The sequence below is a fragment of the Gordonia sp. SMJS1 genome (assembly GCF_029866425.1).
In the GTDB taxonomy this organism is placed as follows: domain Bacteria; phylum Actinomycetota; class Actinomycetes; order Mycobacteriales; family Mycobacteriaceae; genus Gordonia; species Gordonia hongkongensis.
Map to the genome: position 1 here is coordinate 2,882,417 of NZ_CP123381.1, position 13,522 is coordinate 2,895,938.

At 65.1% G+C, this 13,522-nt stretch carries 14 protein-coding genes; 11 read left to right on the top strand and 3 right to left on the bottom strand.

Features of this window, described 5'->3' with window-relative positions:
* Positions 1-28: 28 nt before the first annotated feature.
* Positions 29-1,423, bottom strand: a complete 1,395-nt coding sequence (locus tag QAD21_RS13200; RefSeq protein ID WP_280359634.1) for an IS1380 family transposase — start codon at positions 1,421-1,423, stop codon at positions 29-31.
* Between the two features lie 244 nt (positions 1,424-1,667).
* Between QAD21_RS13200 and QAD21_RS13205 the strand changes: the two genes are divergently transcribed.
* From QAD21_RS13205 to QAD21_RS13245, 9 genes are all read left to right on the top strand, one after another.
* Positions 1,668-2,534, top strand: coding sequence for an aldo/keto reductase (locus tag QAD21_RS13205; protein ID WP_006897059.1), 867 nt, complete (start codon positions 1,668-1,670; stop codon positions 2,532-2,534).
* A gap of 138 nt (positions 2,535-2,672) precedes the next feature.
* On the top strand, positions 2,673-4,136 hold the full coding sequence (locus QAD21_RS13210) for an aromatic-ring-hydroxylating dioxygenase subunit alpha (protein ID WP_006897058.1): 1,464 nt from the start codon (positions 2,673-2,675) through the stop codon (positions 4,134-4,136).
* Between the two features lie 2 nt (positions 4,137-4,138).
* Positions 4,139-4,750 carry a 3-phenylpropionate/cinnamic acid dioxygenase subunit beta gene (locus tag QAD21_RS13215; protein WP_006897057.1) on the top strand — a complete coding sequence of 204 codons (612 nt, stop codon included), beginning with the start codon at positions 4,139-4,141 and terminating at the stop codon, positions 4,748-4,750.
* Positions 4,747-5,052 (top strand): hypothetical protein, encoded by a 306-nt coding sequence (locus QAD21_RS13220; protein WP_006897056.1) that lies wholly within the window; start codon positions 4,747-4,749, stop codon positions 5,050-5,052. Before QAD21_RS13215 ends, QAD21_RS13220 begins: the two co-directional genes overlap by 4 nt.
* A gap of 48 nt (positions 5,053-5,100) precedes the next feature.
* Positions 5,101-5,298 (top strand): ferredoxin, encoded by a 198-nt coding sequence (locus QAD21_RS13225; RefSeq protein ID WP_006897055.1) that lies wholly within the window; start codon positions 5,101-5,103, stop codon positions 5,296-5,298.
* Complete coding sequence (locus QAD21_RS13230) at positions 5,295-6,530, top strand: FAD/NAD(P)-binding oxidoreductase (protein ID WP_006897054.1); 1,236 nt, start codon at positions 5,295-5,297, stop codon at positions 6,528-6,530. Before QAD21_RS13225 ends, QAD21_RS13230 begins: the two co-directional genes overlap by 4 nt.
* On the top strand, positions 6,527-7,276 hold the full coding sequence (locus tag QAD21_RS13235) for a class II aldolase/adducin family protein (RefSeq protein WP_006897053.1): 750 nt from the start codon (positions 6,527-6,529) through the stop codon (positions 7,274-7,276). Before QAD21_RS13230 ends, QAD21_RS13235 begins: the two co-directional genes overlap by 4 nt.
* A 55-nt stretch (positions 7,277-7,331) precedes the next feature.
* Entirely contained in the window at positions 7,332-8,123 is a 792-nt protein-coding gene (locus QAD21_RS13240) for an IclR family transcriptional regulator (RefSeq protein ID WP_223258967.1), read from the top strand.
* 292 nt (positions 8,124-8,415) lie between these two features.
* Positions 8,416-9,819, top strand: coding sequence for an IS1380 family transposase (locus QAD21_RS13245; RefSeq protein ID WP_006897051.1), 1,404 nt, complete (start codon positions 8,416-8,418; stop codon positions 9,817-9,819).
* Positions 9,820-9,917: 98 nt separating this feature from the next.
* Here the strand turns inward: QAD21_RS13245 and QAD21_RS13250 are convergent, their stop codons facing one another.
* Both QAD21_RS13250 and QAD21_RS13255 read right to left on the bottom strand, forming a co-directional pair.
* Positions 9,918-11,024, bottom strand: a complete 1,107-nt coding sequence (locus tag QAD21_RS13250) for an MFS transporter (RefSeq protein ID WP_327037320.1) — start codon at positions 11,022-11,024, stop codon at positions 9,918-9,920.
* A 335-nt stretch (positions 11,025-11,359) separates the two neighbouring features.
* A complete protein-coding gene (locus QAD21_RS13255) occupies positions 11,360-12,115 on the bottom strand; it encodes an IclR family transcriptional regulator (protein ID WP_016895386.1) in 756 nt (251 codons plus the stop codon).
* Positions 12,116-12,184: 69 nt separating this feature from the next.
* Here QAD21_RS13255 and pcaH point away from each other — a divergent pair, with 69 nt between their 5' ends.
* Both pcaH and pcaG read left to right on the top strand, forming a co-directional pair.
* A complete protein-coding gene (gene pcaH, locus QAD21_RS13260) occupies positions 12,185-12,952 on the top strand; it encodes a protocatechuate 3,4-dioxygenase subunit beta (RefSeq protein WP_006898356.1) in 768 nt (255 codons plus the stop codon).
* Positions 12,949-13,518: a protocatechuate 3,4-dioxygenase subunit alpha gene (pcaG, locus tag QAD21_RS13265; RefSeq protein ID WP_006898355.1), complete on the top strand. Its 570-nt coding sequence runs from the start codon at positions 12,949-12,951 to the stop codon at positions 13,516-13,518. Before pcaH ends, pcaG begins: the two co-directional genes overlap by 4 nt.
* Positions 13,519-13,522 lie beyond the last annotated feature (4 nt).

Genomic DNA, 13,522 nt, shown 5'->3' on the forward strand with positions numbered 1-13,522 from the left:
CTGGATCAGAGGTCAGGTCGGCTTGATGTCAGGCAGGTGCGGGAAGTGCTGCGAGTCTTGAGATCCCGTCGAGCAGCAGTCCAACATGTGGTGCGTGGGCGGCAAGCTTCAACCGGGTTCGGCGGGCGTGGCGGCTGATCTTGGCGGCGATCGAGAACACGCGGTGGCGCAGTCGTTTGGGTTCCCACCGGCGAGCGGGATGATCAGCGAAGGCCAGCAGCTGGGTCCAGGCGATCAGCTCGCAAGCGAGCATCACGATGGCACACCAGATGCGGTTCTGATCGAATCCGTGCAACGGAAGATTGGTCAGGCCACAGTCTTTCGCCGTGCGGACCCGGTCTTCGCAGCGTGCGCGTCGCCGGTGACGCAGTTCCAGATCGGCGAGTTGGCCACGAACGGTGTTGGTGGCGAACGCGGTCACCCGCAACCCATCACGATCGGTGAAGCGTAGCTGCGCACCTGGATGCGGGCGCTCCTTGCGCACGATCACTCGCATGCCTTCGGGCCAGCCCGATAGGTCGATCAGCCCGGTCAACTCGGCCACCCACGCCCCGTCGCGCTCGATGCCCTCGGTGTCGTAGGCCGGGGTCCAGGCCTCGGGACTGATCCGGTCGATCGCGGTTGCGGTCGCTTCGGTGAGCCCGAACCCGACCGAGTACGCCAGGCGTCGTCGGGTGAGGTAGTCGACGAACTCGTGGGTGCCGCCGGCCGAGTCGGTGCGCACCAGCACCGACTTGCCAACCCGATAGCCCGCCACGTGCGGTAGCTGCTCGAGTGCGGCGGCGGTGACCGCGATGTGATCGGCAGCGGTATTGGCACCAGCATTACCCGGGCGCAACTCGATCGCTAGGGGTTCGCCGGTGCCGTCGCTGCCGTGATCGACGAACGCACACAGCGGGTGAAAACCGAACCCCCGCTTGTAGGTTGGTGCCGCATCCTGTTTCTCCGAGTGCGCGGTCACCAAAGTGGCGTCGAGGTCGACGATCACCGGGTCAGCGACGTCGGCGTCATGGTCGGGAGCAGTGGCACCGGCTGCTGACCAGCACGCTGCCCGCGCGGCAGCACGCGCGGTCGCAATCGCCGACAGCGCCGCCGGCGCATCATCGGCCAACGTCGAGATCAGGCGCGACACCGTCGGATCAGAGGCGACCTGACCGAACACCGCCGGGTCGGCGCGTAACTGGTTGATGTCGGCCAAACAGTCGCCACCGATCGCGACCGCCACGGCCAGGTCCGAGATGATCTTGCCCGGATCATGAGTCGCCAAAGGTTTGCGCCACGGCGCCAACGCCTCGGATAATCGGCTGGTCAGACCCGTTTTCTCCGCAGCCCGGAGTAACACCGCGGCGCCGGCGTGCGACACGACCCCGGTTCCGGTGCCATCTGCAGACAGCGTGGGGTACGGCGACGTAGACTTGCTCACCTGAATGGTGCTCCTCGATCTGGTCCGATTGATACCTTCGCAAGTTCAATCATCCCAGTTCAGGGCACCATTCTTTATTCACGACACGAATCAGCGTGAAAGCGCGAGGTTAGTAGACATCATCACCCCAGCTGCAACCACCTGGAGATCCAACAAAGATGTCGACTGACCGACACAGACCCCGAGGCTCGCGCTATTTGCCTCCGGTGACAAGAAAGCAAGACGTTTCGACGAGAGGCTGTCCATGACGACGAAAACCCATCCGAGCGATGACCCCGCAACGGTCCCGAGGCTCCGACTGCGGCACGGGCATAGCATTCCGCATCTGGGCCTGGGCACCTGGCCACTGGTGGGGGAAGAGTGCGAGACGGCCGTCCGCTACGCCATTCAAAGCGGCTACCGGCTCGTCGACACCGCGTTCCAGTACCGCAATGAAGACGCGGTGGGACGCGGTGTCCGCACTGCCGGCGTTGCGCGTGAAGAGCTGTTCGTCTCCAGCAAGTTCAACAAGGAGTCCCACAGCGTCGACGGTGTGCAGAGGGCCTACGACCGCAGTCTCCAAGCCTTGGGCCTGGACTACCTGGACATGTTCATGTGCCACTGGCCCGTGCCGGCCTTGGACCAGTACACCGAGGCATGGAGAGGCCTCGTCAAGCTCTTGGACGAAGGCCGTGTCAAAGCGATCGGTGTCTCCAATTTCAAGCCGGACCATTTGGAGAAGGTCATTGCCGCGACCGGCGTGGTTCCTGACGTGAACCAGATCCAGCTCAGCCCCGATCTCGCACGGCTACCCCCGCGGGCAGTGCACCAGGACCTGGGCATCATTACCGAGGCCTGGAGCCCTATTGGTCGCGAATCGGGACTGCGTGACCACCCCATCGTGGTGCAGATCGCGCAACGGACAGCAAAGAGTCCGGCGCAGGTTCTGCTCCGCTGGCACGTCCAGCAAGGAATCGTCCCGATCCCGCAGGCCGCCAAACCCGCATGGCTGGTCGAGAACATCTCGGTGTTCGATTTCTCCCTGACTGCCGAGGAAATGGCCGCCCTGGCGAGGCTGGACCGCGGAGAGAACGCCGCCCGCGACTCCGACTCCCCCGAAAACGGCCACTGACCCTTGCCGCACCCACCCGTACCTGGCACGAAGAGTGGGAGGGGTTGACGTAGATCACAAAATGCGGAAACCTCTTCACGACAGAGTGGACCTCTGCTCTACAGACTGACTGATCGATGATCGAGAAGGAGCTCTCCCATGGCAGACCATCACGGCGTCCTCGAGGACGTACGGCGGGGCATGATCCCTGCACATATCTACAACGACAAAGAGCTCTTCGAACTCGAGAAGGAACGTCTCTTCAGCCGCAGCTGGCTGTTCGTCGCCCACGAGTCGGAGGTCCCCGAGGCTGGTGACTACGTGGTCCGCAGGGTCCTCGAGGACTCGTTCATTATCTCTCGGGACGAACAGGGCCAGGTCCGGGCCCTGTTCAACATGTGCCTCCACCGGGGCATGCAGGTGTGCCGGGCGGAGATGGGCAATGCCTCCCACTTCCGTTGCCCGTACCACGGTTGGTCTTACCGCAATGACGGGCGCCTCGTTGGCCTGCCGTTTCACAAGGAGGCATACGGCGGGGAGGAAGGCTTCAAGAAGAAGGGCCAGACCTTGTTGCCTGCTCCCTCGCTGGCCACGTACAACGGTCTGATCTTCATCAGCATGGACCCGGATGCCGAGCCCCTGGAGGAGTTCCTGGGGGACTTCAAGTTCTACCTGGACTACTACACGAAGCAGAGCGCGGACGGCATCGAGCTGCGTGGCCCTCAGCGTTGGCGGGTCAAGGCGAACTGGAAGATCGGGGCCGAGAACTTCGCCGGGGACATGTACCACACGCCCCAGACCCACACCTCGGTGGTGGAGATCGGCCTCTTCCGCGAGCCCAAGGCGGAGAAGCGCAAGGACGGCACCACGTACTGGGCTGGCAACGGTGGCGGCACCACTTACAAGCTGCCCGAAGGTGGCCTGGAGGAGCGCCTGCGCTACGTGGGCTACCCGGACGAGATGATCGCCCGGATGAAGGAGCAGTGGACCCAGGAGCAGCTCGACGTGGTCGGCAAGGACGGGTTCATGATCTCGGCGGCCTCACTGTTCCCGAACATGAGCTTCGTCCATAACTGGCCGCGGGTCGAAGAGGGCTCCGACGAGGTGCTCCCCTTCATCTCTATCCGCGTGTGGCAGCCGATCAGCGAGAACGAGACGGAAGTCCTCTCGTGGTTCGCCGTCGACAAGAACGCGCCGGAGGAGTACAAAGCGCTTTCCTACAAGGCGTATCTCATGTGCTTCGGCAGTGGCGGCATGTTCGAGCAGGACGACGTCGAGAACTGGGTGTCCCTCACCAATACTGCCGCCGGCTCCATGGCACGGCGTCTGCTGCTCAACAGCCGGATGGGCATGCTCGAGAACGGCGAGAACGTCGTCGAGGCCCTGTCCCCCGAGGAATACTCGGGACCCGGCGCCACCCGTGTCGGCTACAGCGAGTACAACCAGCGGGAGTTGTTGCGCCGGTGGGCCGATCACCTCGAACGTCCGGTAGAAGCCGCAGCGCAGGTGCACGTGGGCTCGGACCCGGTGCAAGCGCCACCGGCCGCCGGATCGGGGCCCGCCCGCCCGGCCTGCGGCAGCGCAGAGACCGCGCCCGCAGCAACCCTTCACGAGGAGGTCTGATCATGAGTGTTGGAACGGCACACGAGAACGAGAACTTGACGCTGTCCGAACAATCGGCGCTGGGAGCCCACGCCCCGCGTACTCAGCGGACGGGGCAGACCCTGCCTTTCAACGATGAACTTCACCTGGAGGCGCATCGTTGGCTGGTCGATGAGGCGTACCTGTTGGACGCCCAGGACTACGACGAGTGGCTCTCCCGGATCGCCGATGACGTGCACTATCTCATGCCCGTCCGCGTCACCACTGCCCTGGGCGCCGGATACTCCACCTCACCGGGGATGGCGCACTGGGACGAGAACAAGTACTCGCTCAGTCGCCGCGTGGCACGCTTCGCCACCGAGCACGCGTGGACCGAAGACCCCCCATCACGGCTGCGCCACTACATCACCAACGTGCGCACCTTCCGCACCCCCGACCCGCAAGAGATCATCGTGGACTCGGCGGTTCTTCTCTTCCGCAGCCGTGGTGACGTCGGGGAGTCCTCCACTGTCTCGGCAGGACGCGAGGATCTCCTCCGCCGTACCTCATCCGGGTCCGGGTGGGAGCTGGCCCGTCGCACCATCATGGTCGACGAGTCGGTCATCCGCATGCAGAACCTGGCGATCTTCCTGTGAAACTGGAATGGGAAGGCGAGGAGGAAGACCGCCTCGCGGCGATCCAGGCCACCGAGGAACGCCGCCGGCTCGAAGAGCACGTCACCGGCAAGCCGATCGTGATCGCTAACGAGTTCTCGGAGGTCCAGGTCACCCGCATCGAGACCCGCAACGGTTCGCGGCTGATGATTCAATCTCCTCGTTCGGGCCAGTGGGTAACGCTCTGTCCGCTGGAACTGGAGTCCCTGACCTGGCAGGCCCCGGCCACGTTCTCGGCCATGATCGGACACCCTTTCGGGCCGCTCGTGGCCGAAGACGAATAAACACCCCAACCGCCAGAGCACCACCGTCTCAAGCTAAGGAGTTCGACCATGCCCGTTGTAAAAGCCGATCTGCAGGCCTGTCAGGGATACGCGAACTGCGTCGTCGGAGCCTCTGACTACTTCGACCTGGACGACGACGGGATCGTCGTGCTGCTCCAGACCGAAGTCCCCGAAGCCGACCGCGCCCGCGTCACCGAAGCCGCGCGCAGCTGCCCGGTCTCCGCACTGGTGGTAGAGGACGCATGAGCCCGGGCACCGTCGTCGTCGTCGGGTCCTCCATTGCCGGGGTGCGCACCGCGCAGTCCCTCCGGCTGGAAGGCTATAAGGGGGAGATCATCCTCGTGGGAGAAGAGACCGAACTTCCCTACGATAAGCCGCCATTGTCGAAATCCGTTCTTGCGGGATCCGCCGACGAGGACTCTATCCGGCTGCTGACACAGGAGCAGGCCGATGCCGAGGACATCCAACTCTTGCTGGGGCACCGCGCTGTCGATCTGGACGTCGCCGAGAACCTGCTGAAGCTTGAAGGGCATGACCCCCTTCGCTACGACAACCTCGTCATTGCCACCGGAGCATCACCCCGGCCCTCTCCCTGGGGCCAGTCTCCAGGGATTCACGTGCTGCGCACCCTTGAGGACGCCCGCGAACTACGTGGGGACCTTCTCCGGGGTGGGGCGCTGGCCGTTATCGGGGCAGGGTTCATCGGCGCCGAAGCGGCAGCCACCGCCCGCGGCCTGGGATTGGAGGTCACCGTCATCGACCCGGTGCCCGTGCCCATGAGCCGCCTCTTTAACCCTGAGATCGGCCAGTGGTTCGCAGACCTTCACCAGGACAACGGGGTCGACACCATGTTCGGCACCGGAGTGGAAGCTATCGAAGGCGAGGAGGGCAACTTCTCCCTCCACCTGACCAACGGTGAGAGCGTTCAGGCGGCCACCGTGCTGATCGGTATTGGCGTCATCCCCAATGACTCCTGGCTTAGCGCATCCGGCCTGCTGGTGGACAACGGGGTCGTGCTCAACGAGTACTGTCAAGCCCTCGACGCTGCGAACGTGTACGCCGTCGGCGACGTAGCCCGCTGGCGCCACCAGAAGCACGGCGAGGACGTCAGGACCGAGCACTGGACTAACGCGGTGGAACAGGCCGCCTGCGTGGCCTACAACATCATCCATCCGGAACAGCCGCGCGCCTACACGCCCATTGAATACGTGTGGAGCGACCAGCACGACTGGAAGATCCAGGTCGTGGGACGCGTCGGAGGCAATGTCGACCACGTCCTCATCGGACACCCGCAGGTCCACGGCAAGTTCGCCGCCCTCTACACCATCGACGGCACCACCGTCCGGGGCGCAGCCATCGTGAACTGGCCCAAAGCCCTCATTGCCTGCCGTCTGGGCATGGCCAGGGGCATCACGGTGCAGGATCTGCGCGCCAAGCTCGAACCCCAGTTGGAGCCACCGCCGAGGAGGGCGTCATGACACCCGGAAACTTGCTGCCCCAGACCGAGAGCGTCAGCCGGGAACGTATCGCCCTCGCCTGCCGGGTCTTGGCCCATCGGGGCCTTGCAGATGGAATCTTGGGTCACATCAGCCTGAAAATTACCGACAGCACATTGCTGGTGCGCTGTCGCGGCCCGTACGAACGCGGACTGGCGTATACGCAAGCCGAAGACATCCGCATGGTGGACCTCGACGGCAATCCCGCCGCCGACGGCGAGCTCGCGGGCGGATACACGGTCCCCAACGAACTGCCGCTGCACACCGAGCTCTTCCGGCGCCGCCCAGACATCCGGGCTGTCGTTCACGCCCATCCCCCGCGAGTGGTTGCCGCCGACCTGGCAGGGCTTGCAGTACGCCCCATCGTAGGGGCGTACGACATTCCCGGAGCCCGCCTCGCCGCCAACGGGGTGCCCGTCTATCCCCGCGGAGTACTCATCCGCGACCGTCGGCTCGCCACCGAAATGGCCGATGCTATGGGAACAAGGCCCGTTGTTGTGCTGCGGGGCCACGGCCTCACCAGCGCGGCCGAAACCGTCGAGCAAGCAGTTCTCCAGGCCATCAGCGTGGACGGCCTGTCCGGGTTGGCACTGCAAGTGACTTCGGCTGGTGGGCACCTCGTCGATCTGCCCGACGCCGATATGGCCGAACTGCCCGACCTCGGAGGAGCATTCAACACAGAGACTGCTTGGAGACATGAACTCGCACGACTTGGTGAGCCTCGTTGATGGCCTGCGCCCTAGCCGGACAGAGACTGAACCCCCGGTCAGTAACATGAAGCTCATGTCCGCATCACGGGCGGAGGACGACTCCAGATACGGCCCTCCTCCGCAGTACCCCATCGAATCCGTCGACAACGCACTCCGATTGTTGCTGCTCTTCGAGACTCGGCCGAGCATCCGGCTCACCGATGCCAGCAAGTACCTCGGAGTGGCGTCATCTACGGCCCATCGCCTCATGGGGATGCTCCTCTACCGAGGTTTCGTACGGCAGAACCCTCAGACCAAAGCGTACGAACCCGGACAAGCACTCAGCTCCATCGCCTTCGCCATACGGCGCCACGTCGACATCGGAACGCTAATTCGTCCAGCAATGGAAAGGGTATTCGAGGCAACCGGAGAGACGGTGCACTTTGCCGAGCTCAAAGGCTCGAACGCACACTTTCTGGAGGCCATCGAAAGCCAACGTGCCGTCCGCGTTGCCTCACGTCAAGGTGCGATGCTTCCTGCCAACTGCACTGCAACGGGCAAAGCAATGCTGAGCCTACTCACCACGGAACAACTGCATGCCCTGTACCCGTATGAGGAGCTCCCGGGTCTCACCAAGGGATCTATCATTTCCCGTTCCGATCTGGAGCGTGCCCTCGAAACGATTCGGCAAACCGGGTACTCAACGAGCCAGGAAGAAAGCGAAGACGGCGTCATGTCAGTCGCTGTTCCCATCACCAGCCCGAGCGGAGGATACTACGGGATCAATGTATCCGTGCCCGCTCACCGCATGACTGAACAACTCCGCACAGAACTCGGAGCTATGCTCCAGACAGCCGCCAAAGAAATCCAGAACTTGCTCGTTTAAGGATCTCGACGGCCGGTGACGGTGGTGCTGTGGACAGGACCACCTCAGGCCAGCGGCGATTCCAGAGAGTCGATTCTCCGCAGTCGGAGCCCGAAGAAGAAGGAAATGACCACGGCGACGGTTGCCATAGTGACGAGCATCGCCCAGGTCAGTGTCGAGTTACCGAGGCTAACCCGGGTGATTCATGGGAATCTGCGGATCGCTGGGCGAAAATAGACCGAAGTGCTTCCTGAACAGGGGAAACTGGGACTTGTCTAAGGTTCCATGTTCTCCAGCAGAAAGCACTCGGTAGGTGAAGCGTACTTCGTGGTCGGCCGGTCTGTCCGTTACTGCAGATGGTGTCGGGGTGGTCTCGCATGCCGGGGCTATCGTGCCTCGACTTCTGGCTGATCAGGTCGGTCTGACCGCCGAGCTGTCAGGGGCCATGGCTCGCCGCCGGTTCATCCCGATCCACGATCGCGGCCGGGTGTTGATCGATACCGCGGTGATGCTCGCCGATGGCGGCGAGTCCATCTCCGACATCGGCGTCCTGCGCCACCAGTCCGGCGCCCTGGGCCCAGTGGCGTCGGCGCCGACGGTGTGGCGCACGCTCGATGAGGTCACTGCCGGCAAGCGCAAGAAGATCCAGGTGGCGCGGGCTCGCACGCGGCGGCACGTGTGGTCCCACCTGCCCGGCGGAGTGCCCGCATCGGCGTGTGCGGGGCGGGATCTGGGATCGACGGTCGTGCTCGATGTGGACGCCACCATTGTGGTCACTCACAGCGAGAAGGAGCTTGCTGCGCCGACGTATAAGCGCACGTTCGGGTACCACCCGATCGGCGTGTGGTGCGACAACACAGAAGAGTTCCTCGCCGCGAGCTTGCGCCCAGGCAACGCCGGGTCCAACACCGCCGCCGACCACATCGACGTCCTGGGCCAGGCAATCGCGCAGATCCCCGCCAGTCATCGGCGTGATCTGCTGATCCGCTCCGACGGTGCCGGCGCCTCCCACGACCTGATCGACTGGATCACCGAGCAGAACCGCGTCCGTGGTCGACAGGTGGAGTACTCGGTCGGCTTCTCCATCACTGCCCCGATTCGCCGGGCCATCGCGACCTGCCCCGAAGCCGCGTGGGGACCAGCGCTCAACCCCAACGGGGACATTCGTGACGGGGCCGACATCGCGGAGCTGACCGGATTCCTCTCCCAACGGATGCTCGCCAAGTGGCCAGACGGGATGCGGGTGATCGTGCGCCGCGAGCGGCCCCATCCGGGTGCTCAGTTGTCGATGTTCGAGGAGATCGATGGATGGCGCTACCAGGCTTTTGTCACCAACACCACCGCCACGGGTCAGCTGCAATTCCTCGAGGCCAGGCATCGGGCTCACGCCCGGGTCGAGGACCGGATACGCCACGCCAAGGACACCGGGCTCGGGCGGCTACCTTCGCGGGGGTTCGCGCTCAACCAGGCCTGGCTCGTCGCGGTGATGATCGCAGCGGACCTCGTTGCCTGGACGCGGATGCTCGCTTGCACCGGCGAGGCCGCAGTCCTGGCGTTGTGCGAGCCCAAGGCACTGCGCTACCGCTTCCTTCACGTGGCAGCCCGGCTGGTCCGCAGCGGCCGACGGCGAAAAGTGAAGATCCCGGAAACATGGCCCTGGGCCGTCGCGATCGTCGCTGTGTTCAACACGATCGCCGCGATCCCCAAACCAGCCTGACCTCACATGCCCGCCCACGACATCACCACCCGGGGACCCGCCCACCGGCAGCGCCAGCCGGCACACACGCACGCCCACCCACGAAATCGATCCCGCCGTCACCCGACAGCAGCAGTCACACCGGCCCGTGAATCAGCGGGGCTAAGGGCCACCCCGGTGAGCACGGGGCCGATGGTATTGCCGATGTACGTGCCGGTCTGGACAATGCCGGTGGCCGCTGCGGTGGCCCCAGGCGCCATGTGCGAGATGAGGAAGTGCACCAGACCTGGCCACCCCCACCCCAGGCCCACCGCTAGCAGGACACCTACCACGTAGCTCCAGGTGGTGGGGATCGCCATGAGTGAAAGCCCGACGGCGCAGACGATGAGTGCTGTCTGGATCAGAGAAAGTGCTGACACGCCGCCTCGATCGACGACTCCGCCAATGACGATACGGGTCGCGGCTCCTAAGGCGCTGCCGACGGCCAGAATCACACCAGCCGGGCCGACTGCAATCCCCCGCTCCAGCGCGCCGATCACGGCAAAGGCCACGGCGGACGTAACGGCACCGCCCGCGAACATCGTCATCGCGGCCATCAGCACCAACGCCGAACGCATCTGGGTATCCCATTGCCCCGCCGGCCGGGTCGTACCCATAACGACCGGCATGGTCCGGGTCCGGGCCACGGGGACCAGTACGAGCATGCCCAGTACAGCCATCAGCAGGAAGGCCATGGACCATCCCAGAGTCAACGCAACCAACGGGATCGAAACGCCGGCGACCAACCCCGTCACAGGGACCGCGGCCTGTTTCACCCCGAAGGCCAGCCCGCACGAGGCGGCTGGGATGTGCGTGACGAGCAAGTGGTTGGAGGAAGGGTGCCCGAGACCGTTCCCGAGTCCCCCCAGGGATGCCCATACAATTAGCCACGGCCACGCAGAGATCCAGGACGCGCTGCCGGTCAGGCTCACGACCGCCAGAAGCAAGGCGGCGATGCCCATGCCTTTCTCGCTGAGCACACGACCAATCACACCGGTGCACGCGGAGGTGAGGGCGGCCGCAGCCCAGTAGACCCCTACCGCCAGGCCGATCCCGTAGGCCGGGACGCGGATTGTTGCGGTGATCTCCGTGGCCAGCGCCCCAAGGAGAAACACCGGCATGTTTGTTAAGACAGTCACCAGTACGGCCACAGCCAAAGCGGCGAATCCACGGCCCGGATGTCTCACGCGCTGTGACCTGCCACCGGGGCATCCGATGCCGCATCCATCTCCGGCACGCTGCGCTTACGCACCCGTGGGCAGGGCGGTAAAAAGTTCATGGCTGGCATTCCTGCCCTTCCAGGTCAAGGCTGTGGTGCGAGCAATACCGCTTCTGAAGTGCCCCGGGTTTGATGGGCACATTGGTGTGCCCCGGGTTTGATGGGCACATTGGTGTGCCCCGGATTCCGTGGGGTTCGATTTTTTGAATTCTCATGCCTCAAGTACGACTTCGCCGGACATCGGTCTAGATGGGTCAGCGTCGGCCCCTGTGTCCCTCTAGCCCGCGTCAGATCTCCTTCCCATCACCCGCCTGACGCCAGTTCCCGGCCGATACCGAACGCCGCGGCCTGGAGGACTCCGGCGAGGCGGGTCCTGTCCCTCGTCAAGCGGGGAACCACAAGACCCAGGGATGCGACGACCGCGGTGTCTCGAAGCACGGGGACGGCCACCGAGCACGCCCCGAGGGACATCTCCTCGACCGTTGTCGCATACCCATGGCGCCGCACCCGAGCCAGCTGCTGTCGCAGGAGCCCGGGCTGGGTCACCGTGAACGGCGTCATCCGGGTCAACGAGCCGAGCGTCTCGGCGAGCACGTCGTCGGGCGCGTGCGCGAGCAGCACCTTCCCAACCGCCGTGCAGTGCAGCGGCAGTCGGGAGCCGACGGTGCTGACGATCGGGACGGACGCCGTGCCGGACAGCCGGTCGAGGTACAACACCTCGGCGCCCTCGCGCACCGCGAGGTGCACGGTGGCCAGCGTCGCGCCGTACACGTCGTGGAGGAACGGCTCAGCGATCTGGCGCAGGCCGGTCTGGGTCGGCGCCAGTAGTGCGAGCTCCCAGATCCGGCGACCCACCACGTACTCGCCGGTCGGCCGCCGCACCAAGCCGCCCCAGGTGGCCAGTTCGGCCACCAATCGGTGAGTGGTCGGCAGCGGTAGACCCGCCCGACGCGCAATCTGGCTCAGCGTCATCGCCCGGTGCTCATCGTCAAAGGCGCCGAGAACGGTCAGCAGGCGCGAGGCGACACTGGCTCCCGGGTCGGAGGTGTTGCCGGCCATCGTCGCCCTCTTTCACTCAGTGAACGATATAGCTCGAAGCGTACGCCCCGGCCACCTACCGTCGGGCTGGTGAGCACTCCTGACCTATCGACCCAAGCCGAGATCAGCGCCGAGATCGCCGACCTGTCCGCCGGCACCGACCCGTCCGCTATCAGGCCCCGCCTCGACTACTCCCCGTACCGCAGCAGCCTCCTGCGGCATCCGACCAAGGATCTGCACCAGGTCGATCCGGAAGGCGTCGAGTTGTGGTCTCCGTGCTTCAGCCACCGGGACGTCGATCCACTCGAGGCCGATCTGACGATTCAGCGCTCGGGCGAGCCGATCGGCGAGCGCATCACGATCTCCGGCCGGGTCGTGGACGGCGACGGACGCCCGGTCGCGGGCCAGCTGGTCGAGATCTGGCAGGCCAACGCCGGAGGACGCTACATCCACCAGCGTGATCAGCACCCTGCGCCGCTCGACCCGAACTTCACCGGCGCCGGGCGGTGCCTGACCGGTGCGGACGGTAGCTACTCATTCCAGACGATCAAACCGGGTCCGTACCCGTGGCGGAACCACCGCAATGCGTGGCGTCCCGCCCACGTGCACTTCTCCCTGTTTGGCACCGAGTTCACGCAGCGCATCGTCACGCAGATGTACTTCCCGGGCGATCCCCTGTTCGCGCTGGACCCGATCTACCAGTCGATCACCGACCAGGGCTCCCGTGACCGCCTCGTCGCCCGCTACGACCATGACCTGACGCGACCCGAGTGGTCGACCGGCTACCGGTGGGACATCGTGCTCACCGGAGCCCACCGCACCTGGACCGAGAACAACGACGACAAGGACCACGCATGAGCCCCCGCCTGCACCCCACGCCCGGCCAGACGGTGGGCCCGTTCTTCCACTACGCACTCCCCTATGACGGCGACTCCGAACTGGTGCCTGCGAGCAGCCCGGGTGCGATCCGGTTCCACGGCCGCGTGCTCGACGGTTCTGGTGCGCCGGTCCCCGACGCGCTGGTCGAGCTCTGGCAGGCGGACGCGTCCGGCGCGATCGTCCAGCAGCCGGGCTCGTTGCGCCGCGACGGTTGGACGTTCACGGGCTGGGGCCGGTCGTCGACCGACAACGCCGGCCACTACTCGTTCTCGACGATCGCGCCGGGTGGGGTCGACGGGGGCGCACCGTTCTTCGCGCTCACGGTGTTCGCGCGTGGCCTGCTCGATCGGCTCTTCACACGCGCATATCTGCCGGGACACGAGGCCGCCCTCGCTGCGGACCCCCTTCTCAGCAGCCTCGAGCCGGACCGTCGCGCGACGCTGGTCGCGGAGGCCGATGCGCAGGGACATGCGTTCGACATCCGTCTGCAGGGCCAGGGCGAGACCGTCTTCCTGACGTTCCCGGGCCACGGGGCGGCACACTGAACGC

Bases quoted from the DNA above. Each gene is read 5' to 3' on its own strand.
- pcaG (WP_006898355.1), top strand. From the start codon at position 12,949: ATGAGCCCCCGCCTGCACCCCACGCCCGGCCAGACGGTGGGCCCGTTC.
- QAD21_RS13215 (WP_006897057.1), top strand. From the start codon at position 4,139: ATGAGTGTTGGAACGGCACACGAGAACGAGAACTTGACGCTGTCCGAA.
- QAD21_RS13210 (WP_006897058.1), top strand. From the start codon at position 2,673: ATGGCAGACCATCACGGCGTCCTCGAGGACGTACGGCGGGGCATGATC.
- QAD21_RS13205 (WP_006897059.1), top strand. From the start codon at position 1,668: ATGACGACGAAAACCCATCCGAGCGATGACCCCGCAACGGTCCCGAGG.
- QAD21_RS13240 (WP_223258967.1), top strand. From the start codon at position 7,332: ATGTCCGCATCACGGGCGGAGGACGACTCCAGATACGGCCCTCCTCCG.
- QAD21_RS13255 (WP_016895386.1), bottom strand. From the start codon at position 12,115: ATGGCCGGCAACACCTCCGACCCGGGAGCCAGTGTCGCCTCGCGCCTG.
- QAD21_RS13225 (WP_006897055.1), top strand. From the start codon at position 5,101: ATGCCCGTTGTAAAAGCCGATCTGCAGGCCTGTCAGGGATACGCGAAC.
- QAD21_RS13235 (WP_006897053.1), top strand. From the start codon at position 6,527: ATGACACCCGGAAACTTGCTGCCCCAGACCGAGAGCGTCAGCCGGGAA.
- QAD21_RS13230 (WP_006897054.1), top strand. From the start codon at position 5,295: ATGAGCCCGGGCACCGTCGTCGTCGTCGGGTCCTCCATTGCCGGGGTG.